The organism is Mycobacterium dioxanotrophicus (assembly GCF_002157835.1).
In the GTDB taxonomy this organism is placed as follows: domain Bacteria; phylum Actinomycetota; class Actinomycetes; order Mycobacteriales; family Mycobacteriaceae; genus Mycobacterium; species Mycobacterium dioxanotrophicus.
Window position 1 is genome coordinate 1,938,930 of the sequence record NZ_CP020809.1, and the last position, 19,347, is coordinate 1,958,276.

Sequence of the window (19,347 nt, forward strand, 5' to 3'; positions counted from 1 at the left end):
GAGGGTCGTTACGCCGCCATCTTTGCGACCATGCCTTCACGCTCGCGTCGATTCCAAGCTTCGCGCACCCGATCGAGGATGTCGCGGGGACGGTCCTCCTTGATCACCCGGATGTGCAGCCAACCTTGGCGGCGTACCTTCCGTATGCGCTTTTGGTCCCACACATACCGGCTCCGGTCGGCTTGATGCTGCTCACCGTCGTACTCGAGCCCGATCATCATGTCCTCCCAGCCCATGTCGAGGTATGCGAATGGGAACCCATCGGGTTCGAGCACAGGAATCTGGGTCCGTGGCCGCGGATATCCGGCGTCGATCACCAGCAGTCGGAGCCACGTTTCCTTCGGAGATTGGGCACCGGCGTCCATCAGGTCGAGCGCTTCCCGCGCCCGGCCTACTCCCCGCGCACCCCGATAGCGCTCGATGTGTGGTTGCACGTGTTCAGAAGCCAGACCGGTGGCTCGTGCCAGCGCGTCGAGATGCGCCACCGCGGCTCCCCGTGGCAGATATCGGCCGACGTCCAGTGCTGTTCGCGGGATCGTGGTGACTGCCATCCCGTTGATCGCGGCCACCTCGTCGTCGGCGAATCGGTCGTTGTGCGTCACGATGCCATGCGGCGGTCGGTTGTTGCGCCAGATGAGTTCGACGGGAGAGTCCTCGTCGACATACTCGGCGCCGTGTAGCGCCGCCGCAGCCCGACCGGTGATCACGGCCCGCTGCCCCGACCACAACCAGGCGCCGACCGTATTGGCGTACAGCGATGGTTCGGCGATCCGCGGTTGGTAAATGTCGGGAAATATCGACCGATATGCAGCCCGCAGGCGGCCCCTCGTCAGTTCACCTCGCGCTACCGCCTCACTGCCTACGAATATCGTCCCCATAGCGGGATCGTGGTCGGGTGGTCCGACAAGCCGCGCCAAAATGAAGCCATGGCTGCGCAGTTGTGGATTTAACGACCACCAAGGCTGTTTCGCGAAGAGTGGCGGTGTGCGAACAGCTCAGGTATTGCCCATCAGCTCGACGCCGTTGCCGTTCCACCGGAACTTCACGACGCTGGCCAGGCCGTGATAACCCCCGGAGTACTGCAGGGCGACGGTGTCGCCGGTGCTGACGGTCTTGTCGATGCCGTTGAACCCGTAGGTGTCGGGCACCCCGGTGGGGATGAACTTGCCGAGGTGGAACAGCACCGCGCGGGTGTTCGGGTTCGGGGCGTTGGTGTTGGCCCGCACGATGATGGCCGACAACTGCGCGCACTCGTTGTAATTGCCGGCCAGCGGCTCCGGGCTCCAGGCCTGATTGCTGCGCGGATCGCGGGGGAGCTCGGAGACCGCACGGGCGATCTCGGGGGCGGCCAGATTCACCGCGCACGGATCCGGCTCTGCTGACGTCGGCTTCGGCGGTGCCGCTGCTGTCGCGGCCGACGTGGCCGTCGGGGCCGGATTGGCCGTCGGTTCCGGCGTTTTGGAGACGGTGGAATCCCCCGAACCGCATCCCGCCACCACGAGCACAGCCGCCGAGATCATCAAGATCTCTTTCACAGTTGGGCAACCTACCCTGATCGTTGCGGCGGATCGGGCAGGCGCGGCGGCTTGTCCGCCAACTGGCACTAGACTCTGTCCCGATGACCTCGACAGATTCGGATACCGGAGACGCCGATCCGACGTTTGCCGACCTGCAGATTCACCCCTCGGTGCTGCAGGCCGTCGCCGACGTCGGCTACGAGTCGCCCTCTGCGATCCAGGCCGCCACTATTCCACCGATGCTGGCCGGCTCCGACGTCGTCGGCCTGGCACAGACGGGCACGGGTAAGACCGCTGCCTTCGCCATCCCCATCCTGTCCAAGATCGACACCTCGAGCAGGGCCACCCAGGCCCTGGTGCTGGCGCCGACACGCGAACTCGCTTTGCAGGTGGCCGAGGCGTTCGGTCGCTACGGCGCGCATCTGCCCGAGATCAATGTGCTGGCCATTTACGGTGGCTCGTCGTACGGGCCGCAGCTCGCCGGGCTCAAGCGCGGCGCGCAGGTGGTCGTCGGCACTCCCGGCCGGGTGATCGATCACCTGGAGAAGGGCAGGCTGGACCTGTCCCGCCTGGATTACCTCGTGCTCGACGAGGCCGACGAGATGCTGCAGATGGGCTTCGCCGAGGATGTCGAACGCATCCTGGCCGACACGCCCGAGTACAAGCAGGTCGCGTTGTTCTCGGCGACCATGCCCCCGGCCATCCGCAAGATCACCAGCAAGTACCTGCACGATCCGGTCGAGGTCACGGTCAAGGCGAAAACCGCGACGGCCGAGAACATCTCGCAGCGCTTCATCCAGGTGGCAGGCCCGCGCAAGCTCGATGCGCTCACCCGCGTGCTCGAAGTCGAACCGTTCGACGCGATGATCGTGTTCGTCCGCACCAAGCAGGCCACCGAGGAGGTCGCCGAGCGGCTCAAGGCGCGTGGTTTCTCGGCGGCCGCCATCAACGGCGACATCGCGCAGGCTCAGCGGGAACGCACCATCGCCGCGCTCAAGGACGGCAAGCTCGACATCCTGATCGCGACGGACGTCGCCGCTCGCGGGCTGGACGTGGAGCGCATCAGCCACGTCGTCAACTACGACATCCCGCATGACGTCGAGTCCTATGTGCACCGGATCGGCCGCACCGGGCGGGCCGGACGTTCGGGTGCGGCGCTGCTGTTCGTGACGCCGCGCGAACGGCATCTGCTCAAGTCGATCGAGAAGCACACCCGGTCCAAACTGGTCGAATCCGAGCTGCCCAGCGTCGACGACGTCAACGCGCAGCGGGTCGCGAAATTCCGGGATTCCATCACCGATGGTCTCAGCGCGCCGGGTATCGAGCTGTTCCGGCGGCTGATCGAGGACTACGAGCGCGACAACAACGTGCCGCTCGCCGACATCGCCGCGGCGCTGGCGCTGCAATCCCGCGACGGCGAGGCGTTCCTGATGGTCGAACCGCCACCGGAGAAGCGCCGCGAGCGTGCCGAGCGGCCGACGCGGGAAGATGGACCGCCCCGCAAACGGCATGAGACCCGAAGCGACCTGGCGACCTACCGCATCGCGGTCGGCAAGCGCCACAAGGTCGCGCCCGGGGCCATCGTCGGCGCCATCGCCAACGAAGGTGGTCTGCACCGCAGCGACTTCGGTCACATCTCGATCCGGGTCGACCACTCGCTCGTCGAGCTGCCCGCCAAGCTGCCCCGAAGCGTGTTCAAAGCTCTTGAGAACACCCGTATTCAGGGCGTGCTGATCGACCTTCAGCCGGACCGTCCCCAGCGCCGGGACCGCGACCACCAAGGTGGTGCATCCAAACCCCACCGGAAGGCCAAGTGACGCTGTCCAAGGGCGTCAAGGGGCTACCCGACCAGGGTGGGCTGGAATCGGTTTCCACCACCGACCGCGTGGCCTCGCTGACCGGGATCCGGGCTGTCGCCGCGATGCTGGTGGTGCTCACCCACGCGGCGTACACCACGGGCAAGTACGGGCAGGGCTATCTGGGGCTGGTGTACTCGCGGGCGGAGATCGGGGTGCCGATCTTCTTTGTACTGAGTGGTTTTCTGTTGTTCCGGCCGTGGGTGAAGGCGGCCGCAACCGACGGCGAGTGGCCGTCCGTGCGGCGCTACGCCTGGCACCGGGTGCGACGCATCATGCCCGCGTATGTCGTCACGGTGCTCATCGCCTACTTCCTCTACCACTTCCGCACGGCCGGGCCGAATCCCGGCCACACCTGGTACGGGTTGTTCCGCAACCTGACCCTGACCCAGATCTACACCGACAACTATCTGTTCGCGTTCCTGCATCAGGGCTTGACGCAGATGTGGAGCCTGGCCGTGGAGGCCGCGTTCTATGTGGCGCTGCCGCTGCTGGCCTACCTGCTGCTGGTGGTGCTGTGTCGGCGCCGCTGGCGGCCAGGTCTGCTGCTGGCGGGCCTGGCCGTGCTGGCGGCGGTGTCGCCGGTATGGCTGACCATCGTGCACCGCACCACGGGATTGCCCGACGGCGCGCGGCTGTGGTTGCCGACGTATCTGGCGTGGTTCGTGGCGGGCATGGTGCTGACGGTGCTGATGCAGCTGAAGGTGCGGGCGTACGCCATGGCATGCCTGCCGGTGGCGGTGGTCAGTTACTTCATCGTGTCGACGCCGCTCGGCGGTGCGCCGACGACGTCCCCGGCCGGGCTGGGCGAGGCGCTGGCGAAGACCGTGTTCTATGCCGTGATCGCGGCGCTGATGGTCGCCCCACCGGCGTTGGCGGACCGGGGTTGGTACGTGCGGTTGCTGGCCAGCCGACCGATGGTGTTTCTCGGCGAGATCTCCTATGAGATCTTCCTGATCCATCTGATCATCATGGAATTGGTCATGGTCGAGGTGCTGCAGGATCCGGTGTACACGGGTTCGATGGTCAACCTGTTCGTGGTCACCATGCTCTTCACCGTCCCCGCCGCCTGGCTGCTGCACCGGTTCACCCGCGTCGGAAATTAGGTTATGCTTACCTTATGGCGCAATTGGTCGGAAAGCAGGCATCGCGCGGCCTGGAGGGCGCGCTGGTTCGGCTGTGCCGCGGCGGTGATTACGAGCTGACCGTCGTCGGCCGTACCGAGCTGACGTCGAATTACCTGCGGTTGCATTTCACCGCCGAGCGGCTGCTCGCCGAGCAGCGACTGCACCCGACGATGTGGGTGCGCGGCTGGTTCCCCGACGGCGACAAGGCGCATCAGCGCGGCTATACGCTGGTCAACCCGGATCCCGAGGCCGGCACCGTCGACATCGATTTCGCGATGCACGACGGGGTGGCCACCCGCTGGGCCAAGGGCGCGGCCGTTGGCGACGTCCTTGAGGTGACGGTGCTGGGCAGCAACTTCGCCCTTCCAGAACCGCAGCCCGCCGGCTACGTCATCGTCGGTGACGCCGCGTCGCTGCCTGCCATCAACTCCCTGCTCGACGCCATCGGCGACGCTCCCGCCCGGGTGTTCCTGGAAGCCGGGCACGACGACGATCCGGAACTGCCGATCACCGGGGCGGCCGACGTCACGTGGGTGGACCGCGATGGCGAGGGGCTGCTGCAAGCCGTCAGCTCGTCTGCGTTCGACGCCGCCGATCATTTCGGCTGGGTGGCGTGCAACAACCGCACCACGCGCGAGGTGGCCCGGGTGTTCCGCGAGGAGTACCGGATCCCGCGCAAGAACATCAAGGCACAGGCGTACTGGGCGGCCTGACTCAGTCCGCCGGTTGGTGCACCGGCACCACGAGCGGCGCCACGAATTCCGCCAGCATGGCCCGCTCGTCGGCCTCGTCGAGGCCGGGGAAGACCAGCAGCGAGACCATGACCCTGACCAGCCAGCGGGCGCGGCGCTCGATCCCGTCGCCACCGCCGCCCAGTGACCGCACGAACGCCTCGACCAGAGCCCGGATCACCTCGGAGTGCTCGGCCATCTCGCCGCCGATCGGGGGCGAGGCCGTCGCGAACCACGATGACAGCGCCGGGCTGTCGCGCACGGCCCGCAGGCCGGTCATCACGCCCTCGATCAACCGTTGCGTCGGGTCGCTCAGCCCGGCGACCTGTCGGGTCAGTTCTTCGTAGAGCCGACGCGCCTCCCGATGCACGTACGCCGTGTACAGCGCCTCGCGGTTTTCGAAGTAGCGGTACAGCGTCGCGCGGGAACAGCCTGCGGCCGTGGCGATCTCGTGCATCCCCACGGTGGCGGCGTCCTGCCGCGTGAACAGCTCGTCGGCGGCGTCGAGGATCCGGTCGGCCGCCACCTCGGAGCGGCGGGCGGCCAGCCAGTCGCCGGCCATCATGTGCCGGCTCGGAACGGGACCGACAGTGGGCGGCGCACATAGCTGCCGCCTGCCCATACCACCGCATCGAGGTCGACCTCGAAATCCGGGCAGCGCGAGAGCAATTCGGTCAGCGCCACCCGTGACTGCATCCGGGCGGCAGCCGCGCCCAGGCAGAAATGTGCGCCGTGGCTGAACGTCAAGATGTTGCGGGGATGGCGTCGGATGTCGAGTTCTGCTGCGTCTGGTCCGAATTCGCGTTCGTCGCGGTTGCCCGACCCGTACAGCAGCAGGGTCCTGCGGCCCGCAGGGATGGTGGTGTCACCGATGGTGACGTCGCGGGTGGTGGTGCGGGCCAGTCCCTGCACCGGTGAGGTCAGCCGCAGGAACTCGTCGACCGCCTCGGGTATCAGCTCCGGGTCGTGCGCCAGCAGCCGTCGCTGATCGGGTCGCTGCTGCAGCAATTGCACTGCGCCACCGAGCATTCCGGTCGTCGTGTCATTGCCGCCGGTGACCATGGTGAAGGTGAACGCCAGGATCGACAGCACGCCCGAGATTTCCCCGTCGGCGCCCACCCCGGCCGCTACCAGATGCGAGATGGTGTCGTCGGCCGGCTCGACGCGGCGACGCTCGATCAGCTCGGCGAAGTAGCCCGCCATCGCCGTGACGGCATCGGTGGCGCTGCCCAACGCGCCGGCGATCCCGTCGGGCGAGGTGTTGGCGGCGACGATTGCTTCGGTCCAGCCGTCGAATTGGGCCCGGTCGACTTCGGGCACCCCGAGATAGTGCGCGACGACCATCGACGGTAGCGGTTTGAACAATTCGGTGACAATGTCGCCGCCGCCGTTGGCGCGCAGCTCTTCCAGTCGGGATACGACGAACTCCCGCACCTTCGGTTCGACGGCCTCGACCTGCCGCGGGGTGAAGCCGCGCGAGACCAGCTTGCGGAACTCGGTGTGCACGGGCGGGTCCTGCATGACGAACGGCGGATTCTCGGCCAGCCCGATCAGCTCCATGTCGCCGTACGTGACGGTCAGGCCTTGGGCCGACGAGAAGGTCTCGTGATCGCGCGCGGCCGCCCAGATGTCGGCGTGCCGGGACAACACGTAGTAGTCCTGATCGGGTCGGTCGGCGGGCACCACATGGTGGACTGGATCGTGTTCGCGCAGGGCGGCATACATCGCCCACGGGCTCGCCCAGGTGTCGGCGTTGGCAAGTTCGAAGCGGGCCGGAGACTCGGACAATTGAGACAGAGGAGCTGTCATGTCTTATTCGTACGACAGTCCATCAGTATGTGTCAATAGCAGATCGCCGGACGTTCGCCGGTGCCGACTAGGCTCGGCGCCGTGAGCATCCCCAACACGCCGCAGTCACCTGCCGCGACGCCGACGTGTTACCGGCATCCCGACCGCCAGACCTACGTGCAGTGCACACGTTGCCAGCGCTACATCTGCCCGGAGTGCATGCGCTCGGCCGCTGTCGGTCACCAGTGCGTGGAATGCGTCAACGAGGGCGCCAAATCCGTGCGCGCACCACGCACCCAGTTCGGCGGGAAGCTGAGCAACGGCACTCCCGTGCTCACCTATGGACTCATCGCGGTCAACGTGCTGATGTTCGTGCTGCAGATGACCTCGAAGAACCTGGAGGGCGAACTGACCCTGTGGTCGCCGGGCGTCGCCATCCACGACCAGTACTACCGGCTGGTCACCTCTGCCTTCCTGCATTACGGCATAACCCATCTGTTGTTCAACATGTGGGCGCTCTACGTGGTCGGGCCGCCGCTGGAGGCGTGGCTGGGCAGACTGCGTTTCGGCGCGCTCTATGCGCTGAGCGGTTTGGGCGGTTCGGTGCTCGTATATCTGTTGTCGCCACTGCAATCCGCCACGGCAGGGGCCTCGGGTGCGATCTTCGGGTTGTTCGGCGCGATCTTCGTGGTCGCGCGGCGGCTGCGGCTCGATGTGCGCTGGGTCGCGGCGGTCATCGTCATCAACCTGGTGTTCACGTTCGTCGGCCCGGCGCTGGGGACCGGCGCGATCAGCTGGCAGGGCCACGTCGGTGGGCTGATCACCGGCGCCGCGGTGGCTGCGGCCTTCGTGTATGCCCCGCGCGCGCATCGTAATGCGATCCAGGCCGGGGTGTCGGTCGGCGCAGTGCTCATATTCGTGGCGCTGATCGCGTGGCGCACCAACCAGCTGCTGACGTCGTTCGGGATGACCTGAGATCTAGATGGCCGCACCCGGATTGAGGATGTTGTCCGGGTCGAGTGCCTGCTTGATGCGGTGGTTGAGGGCCATCGCGTCGGGGCCGATCTGACCGGCCAGCCACGGCCGCTTGAGCCGGCCGACGCCGTGTTCGCCGGTGATGGTGCCGCCCAAACCGACTGCCAGGTCCATGATCTCGCCGAACGCCTGCCCGGCCCGCCGCGTCATGTCGGGGTTGGTCGGGTCGAACACGATCAGCGGATGGGTGTTGCCGTCACCGGCGTGTGCGATCACCGAGATCAGCAGATCGCGCTGCTCGGCGATCTTGGCCACGCCGCCCACCAGCTCGGCGAGCGCGGGCAGCGGCACCCCGACATCCTCCAGCAGCAGTGAGCCCTTGGCTTCCACGGCTGGGATCGCGAACCGGCGGGCCGCCACGAACGCCTCGCCCTCGTCGGGATCGGACGTCGAAAATACCTCGGTGGCACCGCATTCGGTGAAGACCTCGGCCATGAACGCGACGTCCTCGGCGCCTGCGGCGCCCCGGTCGTCGGAGGCGGCCACCATCATGGCGGCGGCCGTGCGGTCCAGGCCCATCTTCAGCTTGTCCTCGACGGCGTTGATGGCCGTGGAATCCATGAATTCCAGCATCGACGGCCGGATCTTGCCGGTGATCTTCACGACCGCACCTGCGGCGGCCTCCACCGAATCGAACGTGGCCACCACCGTGCACGGCGAGTGTTGCGGCGGCAGCAGTCGCAGCGTCACCTCCGTCACCACGCCGAGGGTGCCCTCGCTGCCGACGAACAACTTCGTCAAGCTCAGGCCCGCAACGTCTTTCAGGCGCGGGCCACCGAGGCGCACCGCGGTGCCGTCGGCCAGGACCACCTGCAGGCCCAGCACGTAGTCGGTGGTGACGCCGTACTTGACGCAGCACAGCCCGCCGGCGTTGGTGGCGACATTGCCGCCGATGCTGCAGATCTCGAACGACGACGGGTCGGGCGGGTACCAGAGCCCGTGGGCGGCAACGGCTTTCTTCACCTCAGCGTTGAGCAGGCCCGGTTGCACGACCGCGGTGCGGGTGACCGTGTCGACGGTGATATCGCGCATCTTCTCGGTCGACAGGACGATGCCGCCGTTGAGCGCGGTCGCTCCGCCCGACAGGCCGGTGCCTGCCCCGCGGGGCACCACTGCCACCTTGTGCTCGGTGGCCCATCGCAGCACCTGCTGGACCTCCTCGGTGCGGGTCGGTCGCACCACGGCCAGGGGAGTGCCCGCGCCCGGATCGGCGGCGCGATCCTGCCGGTAGGAGGCCAGGATGTCCGGGTCGGTGACGACGACTCCTGCGGGAAGGGCGGAGATCAGCTCAGACAGCACATGGCGATCCTATACGAGCGATCCAATTGCCGCAGGGCAGGCAGGAAGACCGCAACCACGCCGAGCAGCAGCATCGGCAGAGCCAGAGCCAGGAACGTCGCGTGCAGTCCGGCCCTGTCGGCCATCGGACCGGCGACCACCAGGCCCACCGGACCCGCGGCGTAGGCCAGTGAACCCATCACCCCGACCACCCGGCCGCGCAGATGCTGCGGTGACCTGGTCTGCATGACGTAGTTGGCGATCGGCGCGATCGGCCCGTAGACCAGGCCCACGATCGCGCACATCGTCAGGATCAGCGGCAGGGGCGGCAGGAACGCCACCACCGTCATCGCCACGCCGAGCGTGATCACGGCGGTGAGCATGGTGGCGCGGCGACTCAGATATTTCGACACCACGGCGTACCCGAGCGCGCCCACCAACCCGCCGATGCTCATGGCCATCAACACCCAGCCCAGCTGGGCGGGCTCGTTGCGGTCGGTGAAGTACTTGGGGAACAGCACGCTCTCCATCGGCATGTACAACCCGGTTGCGACCAGGTCGATGATTGCCAGCGTGCGCAGCACCGGTGTGTGCCAGACGAATCGCAGGCCTTCGACGATGCCCGCCCAGACCCCGTCGGGTAGCGCCTCCCGATCGGGCACGCCCGCGCCCTCCAGCCGCAGTACCGCAATGGCCGCCAGCGAGCAGGCGAACGTCGCGGCTGTCACCCACATGGTGTTGATGCCGCCGATCGCGGCGATGAGCAGGCCACCGATGCCGGGGCCGACGATGTAGGCCAGGTTGAACGCGGCCTCGTACACGCTGTTGGCGCGGTCCAGGCTCCAGCCGGCCTGCTCGGCGGCCTCGGGCAGCATGGTCTGGCGCGCGGTCATGCCTGCCGGGTCGAAGAACGCGCCGAAGGCCGCCAGCACGGCCAGCACCACGACGTTGATCACCTGCACGCCGAACACCAGGGCCAGCACCGGCACCGTCGCGACCGAGAGCCCCGAGAGCACATCGGAGAGCATCGACACGCGCCGCCGGCCGAGGTAGTCCACGGCCGCCCCCGCGATCAGTGTTGCGGCCAGCAGCGGCAGCGTCGCAGCCATCGCGACGATCGCGGCTTCGAGCGCAGATCCGTTGCGCTGCAACACCAACCAGGGAAATGCCACCATCGAGATGCCGTTGCCCGCGCCTGCCATCAAGGCGGCGAACAGGATCAACAGCAGCGGGCCGCGCTTGGTCTCGGTCATGGCTATCGCGGCGAATCTAACACCGTGGGGCACAGTGGACGGGTGCAGCGGGCTCAACTGCCTCATCCCAGGACCGGGAACCTCTTCGACTCACCGGTGCCGCCCGGCGCGGGCTGGCCCGGCGATCCCGCCGACCCGGACACGCCGGTGGCCCGAACCGCGCCGCGCGTACGGCGCCTGGCCGCCGGCGCCGACTCCGTCGCGGAACTCGACGCGCGGGTTTCGGTGTGCCGGGCCTGCCCACGCCTGGTGGCGTGGCGCGAAGAGGTCGCCGCGGTCAAACGAAAGTCGTTCGCCGATCAGCCGTATTGGGGGAGACCCGCGACCGGGCTCGGTTCGGAACATCCGCGCATCCTGATCGTGGGGCTGGCTCCAGCCGCACACGGCGCCAACCGGACCGGGCGGGTCTTCACCGGCGACCGGTCCGGGGACTTCCTGTTCGCTGCACTGCACCGGGTCGGCCTGGCCAGCCAGGAACACTCTGTCGACGCCGCCGACGGCCTGCGCCTGATCGACACCCGGATGGCCGCCGCCGTCCGCTGCGCCCCACCCGGTAACGCCCCCACGCCCGCCGAGCGCGCCACGTGCGCGCCATGGCTGGACGCCGAATGGCGACTGGTCGGCGAGAGCGTGCGCGTGATCGTCGCGCTCGGCGGCTTCGCCTGGCGTTCGGCGTTGGACATGATCGGCTCGCCGCAGCGCCCGGCGCCCAAGTTCGGCCACGGCGTCACCGCCGCCCTGACCGGTGCCTACGGCGAGGTGACGCTGCTGGGCTGCTTCCACCCGAGCCAACAGAACACCTTCACCGGCCGGCTCACCGCGACGATGCTCGACGACATCTTCGTCACCGCGCGCCGCATCGCCGTCGGGAACGAACCCGACCGGCCATGACGTTGACGCTGTCATGCGGCTTTCTGTCCTCGACCTCGTCCCGGTGCGCACCGATCAGACCACTGCCGATGCCCTGACCGCCACGACGCACCTCGCGCAGACCGCCGACCGGCTCGGCTACACCCGCTACTGGGTCGCCGAACACCACAACATGGCGGCGGTGGCGGCCACCAGTCCGCCGGTGTTGATCGCGCATTTGGCAGCCCACACGTCTCAGCTGCGGCTGGGCTCGGGCGGGGTGATGCTGCCCAACCATGCACCGCTGGCCGTGGCCGAACAATTCGCGCTGCTCGAGGCCGCCCATCCCGGCCGCATCGACCTCGGCATCGGTCGCGCGCCCGGCTCCGATCCCGTCACGTCGCTGGCCCTGCGTGGCGCCGCAGGCCGCGACGATCGCGATATCGAGGCGTTCCCGCAATACCTCGACGACGTGATGGCCCTCATGGGCACCCGCGGGGTGCGGGTGCCGTTGCCGCGGGACCTGCTGCGCGAGAACTACATCCTCAAGGCGACGCCCGCCGCGGCCAGTGAACCCCGGATGTGGCTGCTGGGGTCTTCGATGTACTCCGCGCACCTGGCCGCCGCCAAAGGATTGCCGTACGTGTTCGCCCACCACTTCTCCGGGCAGGGCACAGCCGAGGCACTGGAGATCTACCGCGACGAATTCCAGCCCAGCGAACTCCTCCCCGAACCGCTGACGTTCCTGACCGTCAACGCCGTGGTCGCCGAAACCACCGATGAGGCAAAGGCTCTGCTGCTGCCCCAGTTGCAGATGATGGGCAGGCTGCGCACCGGGCAGCCGCTTGGCCCGCTCGATCTGGTGGAGGACGCCGAGGCCACCACGATGACCCCACAGGCCCAGGCCGTGGTGGCGTCGGGCCTGCGCCGCGCCGTCGTGGGATCGCCGACCGAGGCCGCCGACCAGGTGCGGGCCCTGGCCGAGGAGTTCGGGGTCGACGAGGTGATGGTCAACCCCGTCGCGTCGGCGCGACGAGGCGCCGATCCGGCAACTGCGACGGCCCGCGACACGACACTGGAACTGCTGGCGAAAGAGCTTTTCTAGCCGTCATTCCTGCGCAGACTCGTCGAGTTGCGCCAACGCCGCACGCAGCAGGCGGGCCGACCCCTCGCGATCGGGGTCCCGGCGCAGCAGCATGCCTTTGGCGAACGCCAGCTTGTCTCCGTCGTGCCGCGGCACCACGTGCAGATGGATGTGGAACACGCTCTGGAAGGCCGCCTTGCCGTCATTGATGGCGACGTTGGTGCCGTCGGCGTGAAGCCCGGATTCGCGCGCGGCCCGGGCGATGCGCTGCCCGACGACGGCCATCCCGGCGAGGGTCTCCGGTGGCGTGTCGGTCAGGTCGACCGTGTGCTTCTTCGGGATCACCAGGGTGTGGCCGGGCGTGAACGGACGGATGTCGAGGATGCCGAGATAGTCGTCGGCTTCGTAGATACGGACGGCCGGAGCCTCACCGGCGACGATGGCACAGAACACGCATGACATACCGCCACGTTATCCGCGGCCGAAAGGGCAGCCGAAGACGTCCGGTTCACCGCCCATCGGAAGGGCCACTTTTCGGCAAAGGGCGAGTACCTTCACCGTATGGCCTGCGGGGGCGTCAAATGTGCGCGGCATCGGAGGTCCAGCAATGATGTTGTCGCTCACGTGGAGGTTGCCCGATGAATCCTTTGGCTGCGACTTTGACGGTCCGACTGGGCGCCAGCGCCGCGAATCTGGCGCTGCTCGAGGATGGCGTGTGGACGCGTTATCCGTGGCCTGAGATTCTCGTTCGCGCTCAGAACACGGCCGAGCGGTTGCTCGACGACGGTGTGACGCGCGTCGGGCTGGTGGGTGAACCCACTGCGGAATTGGTGTCGGCGATCATCGGCTCGTTCCTTGCCGGGGCAGCGGTGTCGATCTTGCCGGGGCCGGTTCGCGGGGCCGAAGCCGCGCAGTGGGCCCGCAACACGTTGAATCGGTTCGGTGGCATCGGCGTGCAACGAGTCCTGAGCCAAGGCAGCTATCTGGAACGCTTGACCGAGGTCGCCGACACCTCGCCGGTCATCGATCTCGTCGGGGTGGCGCATGCCCAGCGGTCCACGCCCTTCGTCGCGCCGGACGCAGACGCCCCGGTCGCGGTCCTACAGGGCACCGCGGGGTCGACGGGTTTACCACGGACTGTGCAGATTCCCCCCGCGGCGATGCTGGCCAACCTGACTGGCATCAATGAGCGGACCGGCGTCACCGCCGACACAGTGGGATGTTCGTGGCTGCCGCTCTATCACGACATGGGTCTGAGTTTTCTGATGTCGGGCGCGGTGGCCGGCGTGGAGGTCTGGCAGGCGCCGACCTCGGCGTTCCAGTCGTCGCCGTTCCGCTGGCTGAACTGGCTCACCGAGAGCCGGGCCACCTGCACCGCCGCGCCGAACATGGCATACGGGATGATCGGCAAGTACGCGCGCCGGGTCACCGGTATCGACTTGTCCTCACTTCGCTTCGCCCTCAACGGCGGAGAGCCCGTCGACTGCGAGCTGACCGAGCGGTTCGCGGCGGAGATGTCCCGGTTCGGATTCTCGGCCAATGCCTTGGCGCCGTCCTACGGTTTGGCCGAATCCACCTGTGCGGTAACGGTTCCCGCCCCAGGAGTCGGAATGCTGGTGGACGAGACGGTGTTTCGCACCGACGCCGGGACCTCGCCGCGTCGGCACGTGGTGTTGGGCGGGCCGGTCGCCGGCATGGAAGTACGCATCGAGCCCCACGACCACGCCGCAGTGGAAGTCACCGACCGCGAGGTCGGTGAGGTCGTCATCCGGGGCACATCGATGATGTCGGGTTACCTCGGCGGCGAACCGCTGGGCGCCGAGGAATGGTTCCACACAGGCGATCTGGGCTACTTCATCGACGGTGGCCTGGTTGTGTGCGGCCGGGCCAAGGAGATCATCACCGTGGCCGGCCGCAACGTGTTTCCCGCCGAGGTCGAACAGGTCGCCGCCCAGGTGCCCGGCGTCCGGGAGGGTGCGGTGGTGGCCGTCGGGGTCGGGGAAGGCTCGATCCGTCCCAGCCTGGTGATCGCCGCCGAGTTCCGCGGGCCCGACGAGGCGGGTGCCCGCACGCGGGTGATCCAGCAGGTGGCCTCCGGCTGCGGTGTGGTGCCCGCCGATGTCGTGTTCGTCAAACCCGGTGCGCTGCCCCGCACGTCGTCGGGCAAGCTGCGGCGTTTCGAGGTCAAACGGACCCTGGTCGCCGACTGGGTGTAGCAGGCGTCAGCTGTTGGCGGCCGCCCAATCGTTGAGGCGGCGTTCCTGTTCCTCCGGTGAGACGTCTTCGACGCGGGTCATCACGCTCCAGCGTTGACCGAACGGGTCGATGATCGACGCGAATCGATCGCCGGTGACGAAGGTTTGGATGGGCTCGCGGATGACGGCCCCGGCCGCCACGGCACGCTCGGTCACCGCGTCGGCGTCGGCGCAGTACAAGGCGATCGAACCGGTCGCAAAGGCATTCTTGTCCGGCGCGGCAATTTGATAGGCGTCCTGCGGATCGCCCAGTTGCAGACGGCCGTTGCCGAAGTCCAGTTCAGCATGCGCGACGGTGCCGTCGGGGCCGTCCATCCTGCTCACCAGTGTGGCGCCGAACACCGAGACGTAGAAGTCGATGGCGTCCGCGGCGCCGTCCAGGCACAGGAACGGGGTGAGGCTCGTGTAGCCGTCGGGAATCGGTTTCACAGTCATGTCCTCCAGTTTCGTAGCCTGGGTTCGATGGGTGCTTGGAGAAACGCGTCAGAACCGAACGCGCCGGTGCGCGGCGTCGTCGGCCGGGCCGGTACCGGCTCGGTGTTCGATCTGCACCGCTGGGCGCCGTCGCCGGACGCCGCCCGGTTCGTCGAGCACTTCTGGTCGGTGAGCTGGGACCGGCGCGCCGACGGACCGTTCGAGAGCACCGTCATCACCTTTCCGGCCATGCACATCACCCGAGAATGGGGCGACGACGATGCCCGCCACGGGGTTTCGTTGCCCAACACCTTGGTGCACGGTGTGGTGCCCCAGGTCTTCCGCACCACGATCAGCGGGCGGGGCTCCGTGGTGGGCGCCCGATTCCACCCCGGCGGTTTCACCGCGCGGTTCGGCAGGGACGCCGGTGACATGACAGGGAGAGTTGTGCCGGTGGATGACGAATTGTTCGGGGCGCCAATAGTTCTCGACGACGACGTGACTGCCGCAGGCGCCGCGCTGGACACGGCGATCGGAGCCTTTGCCGGCGAGCCTGACGCGACCTACCGGGCATTGACACCATTGCTCGACCGCATGCGCGAAGATGCGACGCTGCACCGCGTGGAACAGGTGATGACCCATGCGCCGTGGAGTACCCGCACGACGCAGCGGGTGTTCCGGCGGTATGTCGGCGTGCCCGTCAAATGGGTGCTGTGCCGCTATCGCCTGCAGCAGGCGGCGCTGGAGATCGAAAGCATGCCCGGTGTCGACTTCGCCGATCTGGCCGTCCGTCTTGGCTGGTATGACCAGGCGCATTTCAGCAACGATTTCCGCGCCATGCTGGGCTGGACGCCCGGGGAGTACGCCGGCCGGTTTGGTGGCTGACGTTGTATGACCACTGCGCTCAGAAGGGTGGTGGTTGGTAGTTGGCGGCGAGCCAGGCTCGGTGTTGGCGTTGTTGTTCGGTGTTGAGGTCGGCGCGGTGGCGGCGTTCGGCGGCGATGCGGTCGCGGCGGTCGTGGTCGCGGGTGCGGGTGCGTTTGGGCATCATCAATGCCCGATAGGCGCTGGGCTCGGCCGGGGTGGCCGTGGTGATGTCCCCGGTGGGGTGGGCCAGGGCGGGGAACAGGGCCGCGCCGTGGGGTTCGGTGCGGTAGGTGTGCCCGGTGGGGGCGGTGAGCAGCACGGTGCCATCGGGCAATTGACGATCAGACCAGCCGGGGCAGAAGGTTTTGACCAGATGGTGGTGGCGGCAGTACAGCTTGAGGTTCGACGGGTGGGTCGCGCCGTAGGGGTAGGGCACGGTGTGGTCGATGTCGGTGGCCGCTGCGGGGGCCTCACAACCGGGCCAGCGGCAGGTCAGATCGCGCCAGCGGATGAAGTCGCGCAGCGCGGCCGTCGGGCGGTATCCCGGGGTTTCGGTGGGCACAGTAACGGGTGTGGTGCGCCCGGCGGCGGCCAGTTCCCGCACCGACTCGGCGGGTTGGATGCCGAAGCCGGGCAGATAGCCCGGCGCATCGGAGGTGCCGTCGACGGTGGCCTGTTCGGCCAGCACGTGCACGACGGCGGCGTCGGCGGCAGCCCGGGTGGCCGCGGCCGGGCAGTCCGCGGTGCCGCAGCGGCACGGCAATTGGGATTCCAGTCGCGACAGTGGTCCCAGGGCGTCGGAGCGGCGTTGTTGGTGGGTGCGGGGGTCGTTGGCGCACACGGTGGCGGCCAGGGCGTCGAGGCGCTGATCGAAGGAGGCGGCGTCGACGGCGTCGACGGTGCCCCACACCACCGCCTCGCCGGGGGTGGTCGGCTCGACGGTGATGTGGCGCGACTCCTCGGCACTGGGCGGTACCCGGACGCCGTTGGGGTCGTATTTGGCCACCCACTGATCGACGCGGTCCTGCAGTTTCTGGTCGGACAGGCGCATCCATTTAGACGCGTGGCGGGCCAGCGCGGCATCCAACACGGGGAACACCGCGGTGTCGACGGTGGCGGTGCGGGCGATGATGGTGCGCACCACTCGGTAGTCGATGGCCCCGGCAGCGAACACTGCGGCGACCTGCGGTAGCTGGTCGCGTAATGCCCGTGCGTACCGGATCTGGGCACCGGCGCGGGCCCGGCTGATGGCCAACGCCGCCGATACTTCTGCGGCGACCTCTTCGAAGGGGTCGGTGCGCCAGAAGATGGTTTCGGCCAGTTCGCGTTCGCGGCGGGCGTCGAGTTCGCCGATCAGGGCCAGGCGTCGGGCGATCGCCGCGGCCTCGGCGCGCCCCGCATCGCTCAACCCGTCGATCAGGTCCGGGTCAGCGAGGTCGAACATGTGTTCGATTATGCCACCGGCCACCGACAACTCTCGGCGCCCATATCCCGTGTCACACTTGCCCGATGGCATTGTTCGGAAGCTCCGACGACGATCTGCGGCGCCGCATCGAGGACCTGGAACGGCGGGTCGCGTTCCTGGAGCGCGCGGCCTCGGCCGCGGGCCGACCCGTGGTGCCGACGCCCGCTCAGCCCGGCGAGCTGATGGCCAGCCCGATGGTGCGCCAATTGGCCTTGCAGGGCAACAAGATCGCGGCCATCAAGCTGCTCCGCGACGAGACCGGCCTTGGCCTCAAGGAAGCCAAGGACATCGTCGACCGATTGGCCTGATCGGCCGGGGCTCAGTGCCGCCTGGAGTGGTGGAACCAGTGGAAGTGACGGTGTGAAGACCGCTGGGTCTGCGCGGCCTTGTCGATCTTGTCGCCGATCTTCGAGGTGAGCTGCCCGACGAACTGCGGATCGGACTTGTCGTCGCACAGGCCGACCTCGACCACCACGTTGTCCCGCGCGGTCAGCCCGTCATGGCACGTCCAGCCGCCTGCGTCGGAGCCGAGCTTGGCGATCGACCACAACACGACGCCGTCGGTGTCGGAGACATCGCCGTTGCGCCAGGAGTCGACCGTGGGAGGAGTGTCGCCCGTCATGGTCACCTGGAACGTCTTGCCGACGCACTGCTGCCATTTGTCCTTGGTGCTCGAGACGAACTTCTGCGCGGTGTCCGCATCGGGAAACGCGACGACAGCCTGCGTGAGGCTGAAATCCTTGCCCTGGTCGGCATCGGAATCGGTTGACTTGAGGTTCTGTCGGCGCACCGCGGTCGATCCGCTGCCGGCATGCTCGCGCTCGGCGCCGAGGACGAAGTTGCACGGATCGGGTTCGCTGGTGTCCCAGGAGCTTTCGACGTCCCCACCGTAATCGGTGTCGGCGACCAACGGTGCGGTACCCAGGACGGTGCCGGCCTCGGCCTTGGTCAGCAGCACGCCGGCCAGCGCGGACTCTTTGACGATCCGCTCCTCGTCGGAGCCGCCGAGCAACCACAACACCAACGCGACGATCAACATCACGACCACGAACACCACGCCGAGAACGGTGATGATCAGGCGCGAGCGGCTGCGGCGCGGCGGAGCGGGCGGAGGCGGCGGAGCGCCGTAACCGCCGCTGGGCGCCCAGGGCTGGCCGGGCATCGGCTGCGGTGAACCCCAGTTCTGGGCGGACGGCCAGGGGTCTGCTGGCGGAAACGTCATCGTGGTTCCTTCGGAGCCTGAGGGAGCTGGTGGCGGCGGACAACGCGCCTTGATCGCCCCCCGGTAGCTGAAGCGTAATGGGTCAACCTGCGCACGCCCGACGGGAATCTGTCACTGCAGGGCTGTTCGCCACGCGGCCAGTTTGTCGGTATAGGCCATGGTGTGTGCGGGGCTGGTGGACGGCAGCCGCACGCTGGGCGGCGCAGTCTCCACGGCCACCAGGCGGCGGTAGTTGGTCTCGGCAGCCGCGCCGTTGAACACCACTCGAACGATCTCGCGGTGAGCGTCGAAGAACGTCCCGAAGTCGTTGGGCACCATGCTGTTTCGCTCCACGGCGGAATCGAGGCTGCCCACCCGGCGGCAGGATCGCAGGACATCCCACATGGCGATCCCGTGCTTTACCAGTGCGCACACCCGCTCGTCATAGGACGCGGTCGCATCGAATCCGAGCACGTCGGCGGTGATCCGCCAGAAGGCATTTCGCGGATTGCCGTAGTACTGGCCGGCGGCCAGCGACATGACGCTCGGCATGTTTCCCAGGATGAGCACGCGCGGCCGTCCGCCGACGATCGGTGCCAGCCCGTGCAGCAGCTCACTCACCAGAGG

At 67.9% G+C, this 19,347-nt stretch carries 20 protein-coding genes; 9 read left to right on the top strand and 11 right to left on the bottom strand.

Features of this window, described 5'->3' with window-relative positions; genetic code table 11:
* Positions 1 to 8: 8 nt before the first annotated feature.
* Positions 9 to 878 (bottom strand): hypothetical protein, encoded by an 870-nt coding sequence (locus BTO20_RS09330; RefSeq protein WP_198344310.1) that lies wholly within the window; start codon positions 876 to 878, stop codon positions 9 to 11.
* Between the two features lie 117 nt (positions 879 to 995).
* A complete protein-coding gene (locus tag BTO20_RS09335) occupies positions 996 to 1,520 on the bottom strand; it encodes an LppP/LprE family lipoprotein (protein WP_408632188.1) in 525 nt (174 codons plus the stop codon).
* A 98-nt stretch (positions 1,521 to 1,618) separates the two neighbouring features.
* Here BTO20_RS09335 and BTO20_RS09340 point away from each other — a divergent pair, with 98 nt between their 5' ends.
* The 3 genes from BTO20_RS09340 to BTO20_RS09350 are packed head-to-tail and all read left to right on the top strand — an operon-like array spanning position 1,619 to position 5,213.
* Entirely contained in the window at positions 1,619 to 3,334 is a 1,716-nt protein-coding gene (locus tag BTO20_RS09340; RefSeq protein ID WP_087075252.1) for a DEAD/DEAH box helicase, read from the top strand.
* Complete coding sequence (locus BTO20_RS09345) at positions 3,331 to 4,479, top strand: acyltransferase family protein (RefSeq protein WP_087075254.1); 1,149 nt, start codon at positions 3,331 to 3,333, stop codon at positions 4,477 to 4,479. Before BTO20_RS09340 ends, BTO20_RS09345 begins: the two co-directional genes overlap by 4 nt.
* 23 nt (positions 4,480 to 4,502) lie before the next feature.
* Entirely contained in the window at positions 4,503 to 5,213 is a 711-nt protein-coding gene (locus tag BTO20_RS09350) for a siderophore-interacting protein (protein WP_087081862.1), read from the top strand.
* Position 5,214: 1 nt separating this feature from the next.
* Here BTO20_RS09350 and BTO20_RS09355 read toward each other — a convergent pair whose 3' ends face one another.
* Together BTO20_RS09355 and BTO20_RS09360 are read right to left on the bottom strand one after the other, a co-directional pair.
* Positions 5,215 to 5,793, bottom strand: a complete 579-nt coding sequence (locus BTO20_RS09355) for a TetR/AcrR family transcriptional regulator (protein ID WP_087081864.1) — start codon at positions 5,791 to 5,793, stop codon at positions 5,215 to 5,217.
* Positions 5,793 to 7,040 (bottom strand): cytochrome P450, encoded by a 1,248-nt coding sequence (locus BTO20_RS09360; protein ID WP_087075256.1) that lies wholly within the window; start codon positions 7,038 to 7,040, stop codon positions 5,793 to 5,795. The genes BTO20_RS09355 and BTO20_RS09360 overlap by 1 nt, the downstream gene beginning before the upstream one ends.
* A gap of 81 nt (positions 7,041 to 7,121) precedes the next feature.
* Here BTO20_RS09360 and BTO20_RS09365 point away from each other — a divergent pair, with 81 nt between their 5' ends.
* Entirely contained in the window at positions 7,122 to 7,994 is an 873-nt protein-coding gene (locus BTO20_RS09365; protein ID WP_087075258.1) for a rhomboid family intramembrane serine protease, read from the top strand.
* Positions 7,995 to 7,997: 3 nt separating this feature from the next.
* Here BTO20_RS09365 and BTO20_RS09370 read toward each other — a convergent pair whose 3' ends face one another.
* Positions 7,998 to 9,353, bottom strand: a complete 1,356-nt coding sequence (locus tag BTO20_RS09370; RefSeq protein ID WP_087075260.1) for an FAD-binding oxidoreductase — start codon at positions 9,351 to 9,353, stop codon at positions 7,998 to 8,000.
* Complete coding sequence (locus tag BTO20_RS09375; protein WP_087075262.1) at positions 9,338 to 10,585, bottom strand: MFS transporter; 1,248 nt, start codon at positions 10,583 to 10,585, stop codon at positions 9,338 to 9,340. The genes BTO20_RS09370 and BTO20_RS09375 overlap by 16 nt, the downstream gene beginning before the upstream one ends.
* 42 nt (positions 10,586 to 10,627) lie before the next feature.
* Between BTO20_RS09375 and BTO20_RS09380 the strand changes: the two genes are divergently transcribed.
* Positions 10,628 to 11,476, top strand: coding sequence for a uracil-DNA glycosylase (locus tag BTO20_RS09380; RefSeq protein ID WP_198344311.1), 849 nt, complete (start codon positions 10,628 to 10,630; stop codon positions 11,474 to 11,476).
* Positions 11,477 to 11,489: 13 nt separating this feature from the next.
* Positions 11,490 to 12,539 carry an LLM class flavin-dependent oxidoreductase gene (locus BTO20_RS09385; protein WP_087075265.1) on the top strand — a complete coding sequence of 350 codons (1,050 nt, stop codon included), beginning with the start codon at positions 11,490 to 11,492 and terminating at the stop codon, positions 12,537 to 12,539.
* A 3-nt stretch (positions 12,540 to 12,542) separates the two neighbouring features.
* On the opposite strand, the gene BTO20_RS09390 is transcribed toward BTO20_RS09385, so the two are convergent.
* Complete coding sequence (locus BTO20_RS09390) at positions 12,543 to 12,980, bottom strand: HIT family protein (RefSeq protein WP_087075267.1); 438 nt, start codon at positions 12,978 to 12,980, stop codon at positions 12,543 to 12,545.
* 176 nt (positions 12,981 to 13,156) lie between these two features.
* On the opposite strand from BTO20_RS09390, the gene mbtM reads away from it, so the two are divergent.
* Entirely contained in the window at positions 13,157 to 14,734 is a 1,578-nt protein-coding gene (mbtM, locus tag BTO20_RS09395; RefSeq protein ID WP_087075269.1) for a long-chain-fatty acid--ACP ligase MbtM, read from the top strand.
* A gap of 6 nt (positions 14,735 to 14,740) precedes the next feature.
* Here the strand turns inward: mbtM and BTO20_RS09400 are convergent, their stop codons facing one another.
* Complete coding sequence (locus BTO20_RS09400) at positions 14,741 to 15,208, bottom strand: VOC family protein (RefSeq protein WP_087075271.1); 468 nt, start codon at positions 15,206 to 15,208, stop codon at positions 14,741 to 14,743.
* A gap of 27 nt (positions 15,209 to 15,235) precedes the next feature.
* Here BTO20_RS09400 and BTO20_RS09405 point away from each other — a divergent pair, with 27 nt between their 5' ends.
* Positions 15,236 to 16,072 (top strand): AraC family transcriptional regulator, encoded by an 837-nt coding sequence (locus tag BTO20_RS09405; RefSeq protein ID WP_087075273.1) that lies wholly within the window; start codon positions 15,236 to 15,238, stop codon positions 16,070 to 16,072.
* A 19-nt stretch (positions 16,073 to 16,091) separates the two neighbouring features.
* Here the strand turns inward: BTO20_RS09405 and BTO20_RS09410 are convergent, their stop codons facing one another.
* Positions 16,092 to 17,498, bottom strand: coding sequence for an HNH endonuclease signature motif containing protein (locus tag BTO20_RS09410; RefSeq protein ID WP_087075275.1), 1,407 nt, complete (start codon positions 17,496 to 17,498; stop codon positions 16,092 to 16,094).
* A gap of 65 nt (positions 17,499 to 17,563) precedes the next feature.
* Here BTO20_RS09410 and BTO20_RS09415 point away from each other — a divergent pair, with 65 nt between their 5' ends.
* Positions 17,564 to 17,827 (top strand): ribosomal protein L7/L12, encoded by a 264-nt coding sequence (locus tag BTO20_RS09415; RefSeq protein WP_087075277.1) that lies wholly within the window; start codon positions 17,564 to 17,566, stop codon positions 17,825 to 17,827.
* A gap of 11 nt (positions 17,828 to 17,838) precedes the next feature.
* Here the strand turns inward: BTO20_RS09415 and BTO20_RS09420 are convergent, their stop codons facing one another.
* Together BTO20_RS09420 and BTO20_RS09425 are read right to left on the bottom strand one after the other, a co-directional pair.
* Positions 17,839 to 18,741: a sensor domain-containing protein gene (locus BTO20_RS09420; protein ID WP_087075279.1), complete on the bottom strand. Its 903-nt coding sequence runs from the start codon at positions 18,739 to 18,741 to the stop codon at positions 17,839 to 17,841.
* 111 nt (positions 18,742 to 18,852) lie between these two features.
* Positions 18,853 to 19,341, bottom strand: a complete 489-nt coding sequence (locus tag BTO20_RS09425; protein ID WP_087075281.1) for a DNA-deoxyinosine glycosylase — start codon at positions 19,339 to 19,341, stop codon at positions 18,853 to 18,855.
* Between the last annotated feature and the right edge of the window lie 6 nt (positions 19,342 to 19,347).

Coding starts and splice junctions, on each gene's coding strand:
- BTO20_RS09405 (WP_087075273.1), top strand. CDS start 15,236: ATGGGTGCTTGGAGAAACGCGTCAGAACCGAACGCGCCGGTGCGCGGC.
- BTO20_RS09415 (WP_087075277.1), top strand. CDS start 17,564: ATGGCATTGTTCGGAAGCTCCGACGACGATCTGCGGCGCCGCATCGAG.
- BTO20_RS09410 (WP_087075275.1), bottom strand. CDS start 17,498: ATGTTCGACCTCGCTGACCCGGACCTGATCGACGGGTTGAGCGATGCG.
- BTO20_RS09400 (WP_087075271.1), bottom strand. CDS start 15,208: ATGACTGTGAAACCGATTCCCGACGGCTACACGAGCCTCACCCCGTTC.
- BTO20_RS09390 (WP_087075267.1), bottom strand. CDS start 12,980: ATGTCATGCGTGTTCTGTGCCATCGTCGCCGGTGAGGCTCCGGCCGTC.
- BTO20_RS09385 (WP_087075265.1), top strand. CDS start 11,490: ATGCGGCTTTCTGTCCTCGACCTCGTCCCGGTGCGCACCGATCAGACC.
- BTO20_RS09340 (WP_087075252.1), top strand. CDS start 1,619: ATGACCTCGACAGATTCGGATACCGGAGACGCCGATCCGACGTTTGCC.
- BTO20_RS09335 (WP_408632188.1), bottom strand. CDS start 1,520: ATGATCTCGGCGGCTGTGCTCGTGGTGGCGGGATGCGGTTCGGGGGAT.
- mbtM (WP_087075269.1), top strand. CDS start 13,157: ATGAATCCTTTGGCTGCGACTTTGACGGTCCGACTGGGCGCCAGCGCC.
- BTO20_RS09420 (WP_087075279.1), bottom strand. CDS start 18,741: ATGACGTTTCCGCCAGCAGACCCCTGGCCGTCCGCCCAGAACTGGGGT.
- BTO20_RS09330 (WP_198344310.1), bottom strand. CDS start 878: ATGGGGACGATATTCGTAGGCAGTGAGGCGGTAGCGCGAGGTGAACTG.
- BTO20_RS09375 (WP_087075262.1), bottom strand. CDS start 10,585: ATGACCGAGACCAAGCGCGGCCCGCTGCTGTTGATCCTGTTCGCCGCC.
- BTO20_RS09355 (WP_087081864.1), bottom strand. CDS start 5,793: ATGGCCGGCGACTGGCTGGCCGCCCGCCGCTCCGAGGTGGCGGCCGAC.
- BTO20_RS09360 (WP_087075256.1), bottom strand. CDS start 7,040: ATGACAGCTCCTCTGTCTCAATTGTCCGAGTCTCCGGCCCGCTTCGAA.